The 14,246-nt window shown below is 70.2% G+C and carries 15 protein-coding genes; 12 read left to right on the forward strand and 3 right to left on the reverse strand.

Translation table 11 applies throughout. The features are described from left to right. Nucleotides 1-29: 29 nt before the first annotated feature. Both flgM and flgA read right to left on the reverse strand, forming a co-directional pair. Entirely contained in the window at nucleotides 30-368 is a 339-nt protein-coding gene (gene flgM / locus RT282_RS16945; RefSeq protein ID WP_313316190.1) for a flagellar biosynthesis anti-sigma factor FlgM, read from the reverse strand. An 89-nt stretch (nucleotides 369-457) separates the two neighbouring features. After that, on the reverse strand, nucleotides 458-1,198 hold the full coding sequence (gene flgA, locus RT282_RS16950; protein ID WP_313316191.1) for a flagellar basal body P-ring formation chaperone FlgA: 741 nt from the start codon (nucleotides 1,196-1,198) through the stop codon (nucleotides 458-460). Between the two features lie 235 nt (nucleotides 1,199-1,433). Between flgA and flgB the strand changes: the two genes are divergently transcribed. The 8 genes from flgB (at nucleotide 1,434) to RT282_RS16990 (ending at nucleotide 7,698) form a co-directional block, all read left to right on the forward strand. Further along, complete coding sequence (gene flgB / locus RT282_RS16955; RefSeq protein WP_313316192.1) at nucleotides 1,434-1,859, forward strand: flagellar basal body rod protein FlgB; 426 nt, start codon at nucleotides 1,434-1,436, stop codon at nucleotides 1,857-1,859. 15 nt (nucleotides 1,860-1,874) lie between these two features. After that, nucleotides 1,875-2,279 carry a flagellar basal body rod protein FlgC gene (flgC, locus tag RT282_RS16960; RefSeq protein ID WP_312758105.1) on the forward strand — a complete coding sequence of 135 codons (405 nt, stop codon included), beginning with the start codon at nucleotides 1,875-1,877 and terminating at the stop codon, nucleotides 2,277-2,279. A gap of 2 nt (nucleotides 2,280-2,281) precedes the next feature. Beyond that, nucleotides 2,282-2,935: a flagellar hook capping FlgD N-terminal domain-containing protein gene (locus RT282_RS16965; protein ID WP_313316193.1), complete on the forward strand. Its 654-nt coding sequence runs from the start codon at nucleotides 2,282-2,284 to the stop codon at nucleotides 2,933-2,935. 49 nt (nucleotides 2,936-2,984) lie between these two features. Continuing rightward, nucleotides 2,985-4,262 (forward strand): flagellar hook protein FlgE, encoded by a 1,278-nt coding sequence (gene flgE / locus RT282_RS16970; protein WP_313084827.1) that lies wholly within the window; start codon nucleotides 2,985-2,987, stop codon nucleotides 4,260-4,262. Nucleotides 4,263-4,434: 172 nt separating this feature from the next. Continuing rightward, nucleotides 4,435-5,175, forward strand: coding sequence for a flagellar basal-body rod protein FlgF (flgF, locus tag RT282_RS16975; RefSeq protein ID WP_313316194.1), 741 nt, complete (start codon nucleotides 4,435-4,437; stop codon nucleotides 5,173-5,175). A 29-nt stretch (nucleotides 5,176-5,204) separates the two neighbouring features. Continuing rightward, nucleotides 5,205-5,987 carry a flagellar basal-body rod protein FlgG gene (gene flgG, locus RT282_RS16980; protein ID WP_313316195.1) on the forward strand — a complete coding sequence of 261 codons (783 nt, stop codon included), beginning with the start codon at nucleotides 5,205-5,207 and terminating at the stop codon, nucleotides 5,985-5,987. An 11-nt stretch (nucleotides 5,988-5,998) separates the two neighbouring features. Continuing rightward, entirely contained in the window at nucleotides 5,999-6,712 is a 714-nt protein-coding gene (locus RT282_RS16985; protein WP_313084820.1) for a flagellar basal body L-ring protein FlgH, read from the forward strand. Continuing rightward, nucleotides 6,712-7,698: a hypothetical protein gene (locus RT282_RS16990; protein WP_313316197.1), complete on the forward strand. Its 987-nt coding sequence runs from the start codon at nucleotides 6,712-6,714 to the stop codon at nucleotides 7,696-7,698. The genes RT282_RS16985 and RT282_RS16990 overlap by 1 nt, the downstream gene beginning before the upstream one ends. A gap of 83 nt (nucleotides 7,699-7,781) precedes the next feature. On the opposite strand, the gene RT282_RS16995 is transcribed toward RT282_RS16990, so the two are convergent. Then, complete coding sequence (locus RT282_RS16995; protein ID WP_313316205.1) at nucleotides 7,782-8,684, reverse strand: esterase/lipase family protein; 903 nt, start codon at nucleotides 8,682-8,684, stop codon at nucleotides 7,782-7,784. 128 nt (nucleotides 8,685-8,812) lie between these two features. Between RT282_RS16995 and RT282_RS17000 the strand changes: the two genes are divergently transcribed. The 4 genes from RT282_RS17000 (at nucleotide 8,813) to RT282_RS17015 (ending at nucleotide 14,122) form a co-directional block, all read left to right on the forward strand. Next, complete coding sequence (locus RT282_RS17000) at nucleotides 8,813-9,739, forward strand: MBL fold metallo-hydrolase (RefSeq protein WP_313316198.1); 927 nt, start codon at nucleotides 8,813-8,815, stop codon at nucleotides 9,737-9,739. A 192-nt stretch (nucleotides 9,740-9,931) separates the two neighbouring features. Beyond that, nucleotides 9,932-12,262: a TonB-dependent receptor domain-containing protein gene (locus RT282_RS17005; RefSeq protein WP_313316200.1), complete on the forward strand. Its 2,331-nt coding sequence runs from the start codon at nucleotides 9,932-9,934 to the stop codon at nucleotides 12,260-12,262. Nucleotides 12,263-12,323: 61 nt separating this feature from the next. Further along, nucleotides 12,324-13,445 carry an alpha-hydroxy acid oxidase gene (locus RT282_RS17010; protein WP_313316202.1) on the forward strand — a complete coding sequence of 374 codons (1,122 nt, stop codon included), beginning with the start codon at nucleotides 12,324-12,326 and terminating at the stop codon, nucleotides 13,443-13,445. Next, a complete protein-coding gene (locus RT282_RS17015) occupies nucleotides 13,439-14,122 on the forward strand; it encodes a Fe2+-dependent dioxygenase (protein WP_313316203.1) in 684 nt (227 codons plus the stop codon). Before RT282_RS17010 ends, RT282_RS17015 begins: the two co-directional genes overlap by 7 nt. The last annotated feature ends 124 nt before the right edge of the window (nucleotides 14,123-14,246 follow it).

The following is a 14,246-nucleotide window of genomic DNA, read 5'->3' on the forward strand; positions in this document are numbered from 1 at the left end:
GTCTTGCGCGGCCATGCGCAAGTGTAGGGTCAGCCTTGCTGGCTGCGCGACAGGGTCTCGAAGGCGTTGGCCAGCAGCTTGTCGGCCACGGCCTCGGCGTCGACGCGGAAGGTGCCGTTCTCGATGGCGGCCTTCACGGCCTTGACCTTGGCGGCATCGAAGTCGGCCGACTGCCGGCCGGGCTCTACGGCCCGCACATTGCTGGACAGCGTGACCGGCACGCCGGCGCCGGCAGCGGCGCGCTGGGCACCCTGCGCGGCCGCCTCGGCGGCGGGTGCGGGCGCGGCGGCCTTGCCCTGCTGGCGAGCAGCCACGGCCTGCGCCGAGCGGGCGTTGGGTAGTTCCGGGTTGTTGCCAGTAATTTTCATCACACTCTCCACCACCCCTCAGATGGGGCCAGTGGCCTGTTCATCGACCAGCGGAGCGTGAACTTTAGGGCAAACCGGGCAAAAAGTGCCTAGAGCGTGGCTTGCACCGTTCCATCATCGGACACAATTCCACTGATTACCTTGCCATTGGACATGCGTATGCGCACATTCTGCCCTGCAGCGCCCGCTGTCATGGCCTGGCCGGAGGAGGTCACGGCGTAGCCCGGGCCCTGCGCCACCACCCGCACCGGTGTGCCGGCCTTGAACAACTCGGGCGCGCGCACCATGCCCTGGCGCAACGGCTGGCCGGGGCTGAGCGTGCGCGTGGCGGTCTGGCCCACCCAGGCCTCGGGGTTGGCCAGGACGGCGGCCGGCTCGGCCGCCCAGTCCACCTCGGCCTGCACGGCGTCCTGCTCGCTCAACGTCGCGCCGGCGGCCACGCTGCCGGCCAGCACCCATGCCGGGCCATAGGCCTTCACGGTGATGGGCAGGAACACGTTCCAGCGCGTGGCCCCCTGCACGCAGCGCAGGCCCAGCCGGGTGCGGCCCCACAGGCGCGCGCCGGTGGGCAGGTAGGGCTCGACCCGCTCGCAGGGCGCCAGGCGCAGGCGCGAGTCCAGCGCCCCCACCTCGACCTCCATGCGCAGCGGCAACGCGCCGCCGGCCTGCACCTGGTGCAGCGCCTCGTCCACCCAGCGCTGCGACAGCGCGCCCAGGTCTTCGGCCGGGGCCTGCTGCTGTGACCACGCCGCGCCGGCGCAGGCCAGCGCAAGCGCCAGCAGCGCGGGACGAAGGAAAGGCAAAGGGCGGACGAACGAAGGCGAAGGCATGGCAGGGCTCCAAACGCCGGCCGGGACCATCGCTAGGCGGCCTCGGCGGCAAGTCTTTTTCACGCCTGGCACTGTAGGCGCGGCGCGGCGCGCGAAAGCGGCGAACAGCGGGCCAAACGCTGCGTTCTTCGCGCTTTAGGAAACGGGGGCGATTTCCATAATCGGGCCACGCCCCAAGGCGCCCTTTTCCGCCCTCCCCGCCACCCATTTCACCGCACCGACCGAGGCCTTTTCCATGCTCGACAAGCTGACCCGCCAAGTGGACCTGCACGGCAGCGCGCTGCTGCTGCGCTCCGAGCGCCAGCGCACCATCGCGAGCAACATCGCCAACGCCGACACGCCCGGCTACGTGGCGCGGGACTTCAAGTTCTCCGACGCCATGCGCGCCGTGGCCGAGCAGCAGGGCGGCGCCGCCAGCAGCCTGCGCCAGCACAGCACCAGCGATGCGCGCCACATCCCGCTGCCGGCCGTGGGCGAGCTGGGCAGCCAGGCCAGCACGCTGGGCTACGCCATGCAGTCGCAGCCCAGCCTGGACAACAACAGCGTGGACATGGACCGCGAGCGCGCCGCCTTCGTGGACAACGCCGTGCGCTACGAGGCCACGCTGCGCTTCATCAACGGCCATTCCAAGACCATGCTCAGCGCCATCCAGGGGCAGTAAGGAGGCAGTTTCACCATGTCGATGTTCTCCATCTTCAACGTCTCCGGCAGCGCCATCAGTGCGCAGTCCCAGCGCCTGAACGTGGTCGCCAGCAACCTGGCCAACGTGGATGCCGTGGCCGGCCCGGACGGCCAGGCCTACAAGGCGCGCCAGGTGGTCTTCCAGACTGCCCCGATGGGCGCCGACAGCTCGGCCGGCGTGCGCGTGGCCGCCGTCCAGGAAAGCGACGTGCCCGGCCGCCGGGTGCACGACCCGGCCAACCCGATGGCCGATGCCGAGGGCTACGTGACGCATTCCAACGTGAACGCGGTGGAGGAGATGGTCAACATGATCTCCGCCTCGCGCTCCTACCAGAACAACGTCGAGGTCATGAACACGGCCAAGACGCTGCTGCTCAAGACCCTGCAGATGGGACAGTGACCATGATCCTCAATCCAGTCGGCACCACGGCCACCGTCAACACCGAGGCTTCGGCCCAGGCCGCCAACGACCCGGCCGCCATGCAGGACCGGTTCCTGAAGCTGCTGGTCGCCCAGCTGAACAACCAGGACCCGATGAACCCGCTGGACAACGCCCAGATGACCACGCAGATGGCGCAGATCAACACGGTGACGGGCCTGCAGACGCTGAACCTGACCATGCAGACCATGGCCGAGCAGTTCAGCACCATGCAGCAGATCCAGGGCATCAGCATGATCGGCCGCTCGGTGCTGACCGAGGGCGACCGCCTGGCCGTGGACGAGGAAGGCCAGGCCAAGGGCGCCTTCGTCCTGGGCGGCGCCGCCACCGACGTCAAGGTGGAGGTCGTCACGCCCGGCGGCGTGGTGGTCGACACCATCGACATGGGCGCGTTGGACAAAGGCCGAAACGACTTCGAGTGGGACGCCAGCAAATACAGCGGCAACGCGTCCGACCTGCGCTTTCGCATCACCGCTACCAGCAAGGAGGGCGCCGTCGCCAGCATGCCGCTCATGCAGTCGCAGGTGGTGGCGACGGGCTCCAGCTCCGGCGCGCTGACCCTGACGCTGGCCAACGGCGAAGTCGTCAACTACGCCAACGTCCACGGCGTGCTCTGACGCACACCTTTTCCGACAAGACACACCCACCGCACACCAGGAGCACACCATGGGTTTCCAGCAAGGCCTGTCGGGCCTGAACGCCTCGGCCAAGAACCTCGACGTGATCGGCCACAACATCGCCAACTCCAACACCACGGGCTTCAAGTCCTCGCGCACCGAATTCGCCGCCATGGTGGCCTCGGCGGTCGGCACCGCCGGGGGCATCAACTCCGGCATCGGGGTGGAGGTCGGCGCCATCGCCCAGCAGTTCAACCAGGGCAACCTGACGGTGACCGGCAACAGCCTGGACGTGGCCATCAACGGCAATGGCTTCTTCACGCTGCAGATGCCCGACGGTTCGCGCGGCTATACCCGCGACGGCTCGTTCAAGCTGGACACCTTCGGCAACGTGGTGACCAACAGCGGCGCCAAGGTCATGGGCTACCCCACCGACCCGGACACCGGCGTGCGCACGTCCAGCACCGCCAGTCCGCTCACCTTCCCGACCTCGGCGCCCATTCCCGCCAAACAGACCACGAAGATCTCCGCCGCCTTCAACCTGGATGCGCGCGCGCCCGACGCCGCCGGCAACCCCGCGGCCACCCCGCCCGTGCCGGCCACGCCGCGCTCGACCTACGGCACCTCGATCAACGTGTACGACAGCCAGGGCGTGGCCAAGCCGGTCAACCTGTACTTCGAGAAGAACGGCGCCAACACCTGGGACGTGTACACCGAGCTGGACGACCCCAACGCCGTGCCGCCGGTGGTGGCCACGCCCATCGGCCAGATCACCTTCGACAACAGCGGCAACATCATCGGCCCGGCCGCCACGCCGCCGGCCACCGGCTTCACGCTGCCGCTGTCCATTACCCCCACCCCGCCCAACCCCAACGGCCTGCCGCCCTATAACGTGGAAATCAGCCTGGATGGCGTGACCCAGTTCGGCACCAAGTTCGCCGTCTCCGAGCTGACGCAGGACGGCTACACCTCGGGCCAGCTCACGGGCATCAACATCGGCGACGACGGCGTCATCCTGACGCGCTACTCCAACGGCGTGACCCGCGCCGAGGGCCAGGTTGTGCTGGCGAGCTTTCGCAACACCCAGGGCCTGGCGGCCATGGGCGGCAACACCTGGGTGGAGACCTACGAATCGGGCCAGCCCACCTTCGGCGCGCCCACGGACGGCAACTTCGGCTCGCTGCGCGCCGGCGCGCTGGAGGACTCCAACGTCGACCTGACGGCCGAGCTGGTCAACATGATGACCGCCCAGCGCGCCTACCAGGCCAACGCCCAGACCATCAAGACGCAGGACCAGGTCATGTCGACCCTGGTGAATTTGAGATGACCCCCCTGAGCGGCTGCGCCGCTTCCCCCCTTCTCTCGCGCTACGCGCGGGAGGGGGGACGCCGCCAGCGCGGCGGGGCGGCCCTTGCGCGGCGGCCCGCGCTTCGGGCGCGCCAGCTTCAAATGCCGCGGGCAGCCGCAGCACAGTAGGTCACTGAAAGGAAAGCCCCGCCATGGACCGCATCATCTACACCTCCATGACCGGCGCCAGCGCCGCCGCGCAGCGCCAGGCGGTGCTGGCCAACAACCTGGCCAACGCCTCCACCACCGGCTTTCGGGCCGAGATGTCCAACTTCCGCTCGGTGCCGCTGCAGGGCAGCGGCGCCAGTACCCGCGTGTTCGCCCTGGAGGCCACCTCCGGCCACGTGGACACGCCCGGCCCGGCGCAGACCACGGGCCGTCCGCTGGACGCCATGGCGAACGGCAATGCCTGGTTCGCCGTGCAGGGCCTGGACGGCACCGAGAGCTACACCCGCGCCGGTTCCTTTCAGGTGACCAACGCCGGCCAGCTGGTCACCAGCACCGGCCTGGCCGTGCTGTCCGACGGCGGCGCGCCCATCGACATCCCGCAGGGCGCCGAGGTGGTGCTGGGCGCGGACGGCACGGTGAGCGCCCGCGTGGCCGGCCAGCCGGCGCAGGCCGTGGGCCGCCTAAAACTCGCAACGCCGGCCGCCGAAGACCCGCTCCGGCGCGGCGACGACGGCCTGTTTCGCACCGCCAGCGGCGAGCCCATGGCCGCCGACCCCAACGCCCGCCTGAGCGCCGGCGTGCTGGAGGGCTCCAACGTGAACGCAGTGGAGTGCATGGTGGGAATGATCGCCGCCTCCCGCCAGTTCGAGCAGCAGATGCGCCTGCTGTCCACCGCCGAGAGCGATGACAAGAGCGCCGGCCAGCTGCTCAGCCTCAACGGCTGACGCCGGCCCTACCCCGAAGGAATACCGCCATGATGAATTCACTGTGGATCGCCAAGACCGGCATGACCGCCCAGCAGACCCAGCTGGACGTGATCTCGCACAACCTGTCCAACGTTTCGACCACCGGCTACAAGCGCAACAACGCCGTCTTCCAGGACCTGATCTACCAGAACTTGCGCCAGGTCGGCGCCCAGACCACCGAGGAAAACCAGTTGCCCACCGGGCTGCACCTGGGGCTGGGCGTGAACGTGGTGGCCACCAGCCGCAACTTCACCCAGGGCAGCCTGCAGCAGTCGGGCAACAGCCTGGACGTGGCCATCGACGGCAACGGCTTCTTCGAGGTGCAGCTGCCCGACGGCACCACCGGCTACACCCGCGACGGCTCGTTCAAGCTCGACTCGCAGGGCCGGGTGGTCACATCCGCCGGCCTGCCGATCCAGCCCGGCGTGACGGTGCCGGCGGACGCCAAGAGCATCAGCATCAGCGAGTCCGGCCTGGTCAGCGTGACGGTGGCCGGCAACCCCACACCGCAGCAGGTGGGGCAGCTGACCATGTCCAGCTTCGTCAACTCCGCCGGCCTGGAGCCGGTAGGGCAGAACCTGTACCGCGAATCGGCCGCCTCCGGCGCGCCGCAGCAGGCCGAGCCCGGCACCAACGGGCTGGGCATCATCAAGCAGGGCTTCCTGGAGAACTCCAACGTCAACGTGGTCGAGGAGCTGGTCAACATGATCCAGACCCAGCGCGCCTACGAGATGAACTCCAAGGCCATCCAGACCAGCGACCAGATGCTGGCCAAGCTGTCGCAACTGTGAGGACCGCCACCATGAACGCCTTTTTGCGCCTCATCGGCTGCGCCGCGCTGGCCGTGCTGGCCACCGGCTGCGCCAGCGTCAACCCGCCGCCGCCCGTGGACGTGCTGCCCACGCAGCTGCCCCTGGTGCCGCCGCCACCCGTGGCCCGGGGCCCGGCCTCAGGCAGCCTGTTCCACGCCGCCAGCTACCGCCCCGGATTCGAGGACCCGCGTGCCCGCTACGTAGGCGACCTGGTGACCATCGAGATCCTGGAGAAGATCGACGCCAAGCAAAACAGCAAGTCCAACGTGGACCGCAAGTCCGGCGCCGAGGGCGGCATCACCGGCCTGCCGCTGCTGCCCTCCAAGCTGGTCGGCAAGATCGCCGACCACTCGAAAATCGGCGCCGAGTACGGCAGCACTTTCGCAGGCAAGGGCGACACCGCTAGCAACAACGAGTTCAAGAGCGCCATCACCACCGTCGTCACGGAGGTGCTGCCCAACGGCCTGCTGGTGGTCACCGGCGAGAAGCAGGTGGGCGTGAACCGCAGCGTGGATGTGCTGCGCTTTTCCGGCATCGTCGACCCGCGCAACCTGCGCCGCGGCACCGGCGGGCACGCCGGGAGCGTGATCGACTCGCGCTACGTGGCCAACGTGCGCGTGGTCTCGCGCGGCCTGGGCGAGCAGGCCGAGGCCCAGGCCGTGGGCTGGCTGGCGCGCGCCTTCAACAACGTCACGCCCTTCTGATGTCTCCGCCCATGCGCGCGCTGGCCGCACTGCTCCTGGCGCTGGCCTGCGCGCTGCCCTGGCAAGCGCAGGCGCAGGCGCACGACCTGCGCGAGCCGGCCGGTCAGACGCTCACCGTCTGGCCCAACATCCCCGTCATCCGCGCCGCCGACCTGGCCGACTACGAGGCCGACCGCAAGGCTTTCGCCGATCTGCACGCCGACAAGGCCGACCCGGCCAAGATCACCGCCGCGCTGCAGGCCGTGGACAGCCTGCAGGCCCACCACGAGTCGCGCGCCGTCGCCGAGCTGGGCCGCAGCCTGAACGCGCAGCTGATCGGCGAGCTGGACCAGCTGGCGCGCCAGGCCAACCTGCGCACGCCCCGGCTGCGCTTCGACTTCGCCGACATCAGCCCCGAGCAGCTGCAGCGCCCCTCGGCGCAGGACAACCTGAAGGCCCGCGCCGCGCGCCTCGCCCTGGCCGGCTACATCACCTATACCCGGCTGGAGGGCGCGCTGGTGCAGGCCACGGCCACGCTGGTGCGGCTCAAGAGCGGCGCTTCGCAAAGCTTCACCGTCACCGCGCCCGCGCCCATGCTGGCTCAGGCGCTGGCGCGCGCGCTGTTCGACTACTTCGAGGGCACGCGCTTCGCGCCGCCGCGCAACCCGCAGCCGGGCTTGCAGTGGCTGACCGCCGCGCCCGGCCACACGGACCAGCTGGTCTCGCGTGAGACGGCCGTGCGCTGGTGCCAGTCGCAGGGCGCCGATCTGCCCACGGCCGAGGAGCTGCAGATGGCCGAGGCCGCGGGCTTTCACGGCGGCGGCGTGGCCCTGCGCCCGGCCGGCGTCTACCACGTGCAAAGCGGCCTGTACGACACGGCCGCCGCCCTGACCGGCGGCGGCGCGCTGCGCGCCAACTACCTGGCCAGCGTGCCCAACGGCAGCTACTACTGTGTGCGCGCCATGGCGGCCGCGGTGGCGCGCACGCCACGGGCGCCGCGCAACTGAAGGCGGCGGGCGACCGGCGCCCACGGATTTCACGCCTTTTTGGCCTCCAGCGCGCGCCAGTATTGCGCTGGCAGCTCACATTTTCATAGCTCCAGCAGGGCCAGCACCTCGCGCACCAGCTGGGGATGGAAGGCCAGCTCCACGTGCGCCGCGCCGTCGATGCGGCGGTTGTCCGCGCCCTGCAGCTGCGCCGCCTGCGGCGGGTAGACCACGTTGTCGCAGGGCGAGTGCCAGCACACGAACCGGGCGCGCAGCGCCGCATCCTCGCCCGCGTCCAGGGCGCGCACCCACCCGCCGTGCAGGCGCATCTGCCGGCCATTGGCGCTGCGGGCATGGCGCGCGGCCCAGGTGCCATGGTGCGGCGTGCCGATGGTGGCCACGCGGTGCACCCGCTCGGCTGCGCCCGGTGTGGCGCGCAGCCAGGCGCGCACGGCCAGCCCGCCCATGCTGTGCGCCAGCACCAGCGGGGCGCGGCCCGTGGCCTGCTGCACGCGGCGCACCGCCTCGTCGATGGCGTCGGCGTAGTCGTCGATGCCGGCAAAGGGCGGCTCCAGCGTCAGCGCCACGTAGGCATGGCCGCGCGCGCGCAGCAGGCGCAGCCACGGCAGCCAAAAGCCCCGATTGCACAGAAAGCCGTGCACCAGCACCACGCCGCGCGGCGCCGGCCCCGGGCTTTCGGGCAGCCAGTCGGGCAGCGCCCGGTGGCGAAACGGCTGCCACCAGCCGAACACCCGCGCCGCCCAGCCGGCCTCGGCCCACCAGGCGCGCAGCAGCTGGCGCGCCGGCGGCGGCGTGCCCCCGGCGCGGCGCACCACCCAGGCCATCAGCGCGAACTGCGGCGCCATCGCCAAGCGCGCCAGCAGCGGCACGGCCAGGGCGCCGGCCAGCGCCAGGGCGGGCGAATACGACCAGCAGGCCAGCGCCCAGGTGGCCATCAGCAGCAGCTGCGCGGCCACCAGCCAGCGCTGCCAGCGGGCGTTGCTCACCTGCATGGCGGGGGCTCCTTTCTCGCTTGGGACAAGCCCGGTAGAGGGTGCGGGAGCGGTGCCCGCACAATGGACGCGATCTTCGCCCAGTCCGGGGTGGCTGGCCTGTCACCTTTTTTTGATAGCTGATGACGCTTACCCCACCTGCGCTGCCGCCTGAAATCACCGTGTTCGAACGCGGCTGGCTGTCAGCCAACAACATCCTCTTGGACGGGCCGGACGGCGCCGCGCTGGTTGACAGCGGCTACTGCATCCATGCCGCCCAGACTGTGGCGCTGGTGGAGTCCACCCTGCAGGGCCGGCCGCTGGCGCTGCTGGCCAACACCCATCTGCACAGCGACCACTGCGGCGGCAACGCCGCGCTGCAGCAGCGCTGGCCGCAGCTGCGCACGCTGATCCCGCCGGGGCAGCTGCAGCAGGTGCGCCAGTGGGACCCGGTGGCCCTGAGCTACGTGCCCACCGGCCAGGACTGCCCGCCGTTTCGCGCCGACGGCGTGCTGCAGCCGGGCCAGACCGTCGCCCTGGGCGGGCGCGACTGGAGCATCCACGCCGCGCCGGGGCACGACCCGCATGCCGTGCTGCTGTTCGAGCCACAGGCGCGGCTGCTGATCGCCGGCGACGCGCTGTGGGAGAACGGCTTTGGCGTGGTCTTCCCCGAGATCGAGGGCGACGGCGCCTTCGCCGAGGTGGGCGCCACGCTGGACCTGATCGAGCAGCTGGCACCGCTGACCGTCATCCCGGGCCACGGCAGCGTGTTCGGCGACGTGCCGGGGGCGCTGCAGCGGGCGCGCAGCCGGCTGGCCGGCTTCGAGGCCGATCCGCGCAAGCACGGGCGCTATGCCGCCAAAGTGCTGCTCAAGTACAAGCTGCTGGAGTGGCAGAGCCTGCCTTTGGCCCAGGCCCTGGCCTGGCTGCACGCCACGCCCTACTTCGGCGCCCTGCACCAGCGCTACTTCGCCCAGAGTGGCGTGCGCGAATGGGCGGCCGCGCTGGTGGACGAGCTGGTCGCCAGCGGCGCCGCGCGGCTGGAGGACGGGCAGCTCATCAACGCCTGAACAGGGCCTGCCGCACCGCCCAGGCCACCCGGCCCGTTGTTGCCTCAGAGCAACAACGGGCCGCTTTTCATCCCCCCGATACAGCAAAAAGGCGGAGCTCGCTTGAATGTTCACGCAAACGATATTGATTCTCAACAATAATTAGGACGCTTTTTTGTCCTGCCTTTCCTACAAAGAGAACCCTCTCCAACCATGCCCTCTGCCCGTACCAAGAAGCCCAAGAGCCTGCGCCTGTCCACCGGCGGCGTGGCCGCCGCCGCCCTGCTGCCCCTGGCCGCGCTGGCCCAGAGCCAACCCGCCAACAACGCCGCCGCCGCGGCCACCCTGCCGACCGTGACGGTGCAGGAGCAGGCGATCGACCCGAACCCGAACGCCGAAGTGGGCGCGCCCTACAAGGCCAAGACCTCGGCCGACAGCCGTCACACCCGCCCGCTGGCCGAGACGCCGCAGACCATTTCGGTGGTGACGGGCGAGGCCATCCGCGACTCGGGTCAGACGGACCTGAAGCAGATCCTGGCCGTGCAGCCCGGCATCACCCTGGGGACGGGCGAGAACGGCAACGCCTTCGGCGACCGCTACATCATCCGCGGCCAGGAGGCGCGCTCGGACGTCTTCGTGGACGGCCTGCGCGACCCCGGCATGACCACGCGCGAGAGCTTCGCCATCGAGCAGCTGGAGATCACCAAGGGCCCGAACTCCAGCTTTGCCGGCCGCGGCTCGGCCGGCGGCGCCATCAACGCCATCACCAAGCAGGCCACCACCGACTACAGCTTCAACCGCATCAGCGCCGGCATCGGCACGGACAGCCACCGCCGCGTGACGCTGGACGCCAACAAGGTCTTCTCCGAGACCTTCGCCCTGCGCGCCAACGGCCTGCTGTCCAGCGAGGGCGTGCCCGACCGCGACCCGTCCAAGCGCCAGCGCAACGGCCTGGCCCTGTCGGGCCTGTGGCTGCCCAACGAGGACCTGTCGGTGACGCTGGACTACTACGGCCTGCGCGCCAAGGACAAGCATCCCGACCTGGGCTACTACCTGGTCGGCACGCCGCCCAACCGCCGCCCGGCCCGGGGCGTGCCGATGTACGCGCAGGACGCCGACTTCCTGCGCTCGGACGTGGACACGCTGACGGCGCGCGTCAACTACCGCTTCACGCCCGACGTCAAGCTGACCAGCCTGACGCGCTACGGCCAGTCCAAGAACGCCTACGCCACCACCGGCGCCTCCAGCGCCACCGTGCTGGATGCGGCGGGCAACGCCATCGGCACCGCTGCCGCCATCGACGGCGGCCACACCGGCTGGCAGGAGGTGGAGTACTTCGCCCACCAGAGCAACCTGCGCTGGGACAAGCAGATCGGCGGCCTCAAGCACGAATTCATCTTCGGCCTGGAATACACCGACCACAAGGTGCTGTCGGGCAACTACGGCGTGACCAGCACAGGCGCGTCCAACTGCCGCACCTCCGGGCGCAACGGCCCGCAAAACAGCTATTGCATCACTGACCTGAATGGCAACGTAGTGGGCAACCTGGGCAACCTGGCCGGGCGCAGCTACGCCAAGCGCGACTGGACGCGCGACTGGCGCGTCAAGACCTTCGCCCTGTCGGCGATGGACACGGTGGACCTGACCGACCGCTGGACGCTGTTCGGCGGCCTGCGCGCCGACCACTACAAGCTGACCATGCTGACGCAGAACAACCAGAGCGGCGCGCAGACGGGCGACTACTCGTTCACCGACACCCTGCTCAACGGCCACCTGGGCGTGAGCTACAAGTTCAGCCCCACGGCCATGGCCTATGCCAGCTTCGGCACGGCGCAGGACATCAATGGCGGCGAGCCCGACACCGGCACCAGCAGCGGCTACGGCGGCCTGGTGATCTTCGACGGCAAGGCCGCCGGCGCCAAGCCCGAGACCTCGCGCAACTTCGAGCTGGGCACCAAGTTCAATGTGCTGGACGACAAGCTGCTGGCCACCGCCGCTGTCTTCCAGACCACCAAGAGCGACGTGATGGAAGGCGCCGACTACGACGCCGTGGGCACCTTCAACACCGGCAAGAACCGCGTGCGCGGCATCGAGTTCGGCCTGGCCGGCAACCTCACCCCGCTGCTGGAGGTGCAGGGCGGCGTGGCCTTCATGAAGTCCAAGGTGCTGCAGTCCAGCACGCCGGCCAACGTGGGCAACCCGCTGTCCAACTTCGCCGACCGCAGCGCCTCGCTGCAGGGCAAGTACCACCTGACGCGCAACTTCGAGTTCGGCGCCATCGCCCGCTACGAAAGCGGCAAGTGCGGCGGCCAGCCCGACACCGGCGCCGGCTACAACGCCCAGGGCCTGTGCTCGCAGCCGGTGCCCTCGTTCACCACCTACGACCTGTTTGCCACCTACCGCATCAACAAGAGCGCCAACCTGCGCCTGAACGTGCTGAACGTGACCGACAAGGACTACTTCACCGCCGTCTATCGCTCGGGCGCCTTCCTGTACAAGGGCGACGGCCGCGCCGTGCGCCTGACGCTGAACCTGGATCTGTAAGGCATCCAGGCAAAAATAGCTGCCAGCGCCCGCCAGTGTGCGCTGGCAGCTATCAATTTTGATGAGTACCACCGCCCCACCCCGCGTTCCGCCCGGCATCCACAACGCCATCGACTACGAGCGGCAGGCCGCGCAGCACCTGCCGGCGGACCGTCTGGCCTACATCGCCGGCGGCTGCGGCTGGGACCAGACGGTGGCGGCCAACCGCGCGGCCTTCGGGCACTGGGCCGTACTGCCCCGCCTGCTGCGCGACGTGCGCGCCGGCCACACCCGGCTAGCGCTGAACGGGCAGAACCTGCCCCACCCTTTTCTGCTGGCCCCGGTGGCGCACCAGCGCCTGGCGCACGCGGATGCGGAGATCGCCACCGCCCGCGCCGCCGAGGCCACGGCCACCTGCCTGGTGGCCAGCACCCTGTCGTCCGAGCCGCTGGAGGCCATCGCCCGGGCCATGGGTGACGGCCCGCGCTGGTTCCAGCTGTACCTACAGCCGCGCCGCGCCGACACGCTGGACCTGCTGGCGCGCGCCGCCGCCGCGGGATTCTCGGCTATCGTGCTGACGCTGGACGCCAGCATCCAGCTGCCCAGCCGCAGTGCGCTGGCCGCCGGCTTCAGCCTGCCGCCCGAGTGCACGCCTGCCAACCTGGCCGGCTACGCGAGCGCCCCGGCGCCCGCGCTGGAGCCGGGCATGAGCCGCATCTTCCAGGGTGCCATGGCGCATGCCCCGGTCTGGGACGACCTGGCCTGGCTGCTGTCCGCCACGCCCCTGCCGGTGTGGGTCAAGGGCGTGTTGCACGCCGAGGACGCGCGCGCCCTGCAGGCCGCCGGCGCGGCCGGCATCGTGGTGTCCAACCACGGCGGGCGCAGCCTGGACGGTGCCCCCGCCAGCCTGGCCCTGCTGCCCGCCGTGCGCGCCGCCGTCGGACCGCACTACCCCGTACTGCTGGACGGCGGCGTGCGCAGCGGCCAGGACGCATTCAAGGCCCTGGCCCTGGGCGCCAACGCCGTGCTCATCGGCCGCCTGCAGGCCTACGCCCTGGCGGCGGCCGGCGCGCTGGGCGTGGCCCACATGCTGACGCTGCTGGTCGAGGAGCTGCAGGCCTGCATGGCCCAGGCCGGCTGCGCCGTGCTGGCCGACATCGGCCCCGGCGCCCTCCACCCCCACCCTTCTTTGAGCCCATGCTGATCTCCATCGACCAGGTCCTCACCCCGGATGAAGTGCGCGCCTTCCGCGCCGAACTGGACGCCGCCGACTGGCACGACGGCGCCGCCACCGCCGGCACGCTGGCCAAGAGCGTCAAGCGCAACCAGCAGCTGCCCGACGGCAGCGAACTGGCCACACGGCTGGGCCAGCACATCCTGCGCCGGCTGGCCGCCACGCCCCTGTTCATCTCGGCCGCGCTGCCGCGCACCATCTACCCGCCCAAATTCAACCGCTACGCCGGCGGCGGCACCTATGGCGCGCACGTGGACAGCGCCCTGATGTTCCTGCCCGGCAGCGCCCAGCAGATGCGCACCGACCTGTCGGCCACGCTGTTCCTGGCCGAGCCCGAGGAGTACGACGGCGGCGAGCTGGAGGTGGAAGGCCCCTTCGGCGTGCAGACCGTGAAGCTGGCCGCGGGCGACATGGTGCTGTACCCCTCCAGCAGCCTGCACCGCGTGACGCCGGTGACGCGCGGCGCCCGCGTGGCCTCGTTCTTCTGGATCGAGAGCCTGGTGGCGGACGAGGCCGAGCGCACGCTGCTGTTCGACCTGGACCAGTCGGTGCAGCAGATGACCCCGCTGCTGGCACCTGATGACATGCGGCTGGTGCAGCTGACGGGCGTGTATCACAACCTGCTGCGGCGCTGGGCTCGGCCTTGAGTTTGCTCTTTACTTTGTAGCTTGTAGCGCTTGCTGGGTAAGGGCTAGGGGCCGTTTTGGCCTTGAGGCTTTTTTGATGTCGCTGGCCGGGTCTCGCCCCGGCGGGCGACCTCCTTTTCTTGCT

Origin of the sequence: Pulveribacter sp., from assembly GCF_032079985.1 — a bacterium.
Lineage (GTDB): Bacteria > Pseudomonadota > Gammaproteobacteria > Burkholderiales > Burkholderiaceae_C > Melaminivora.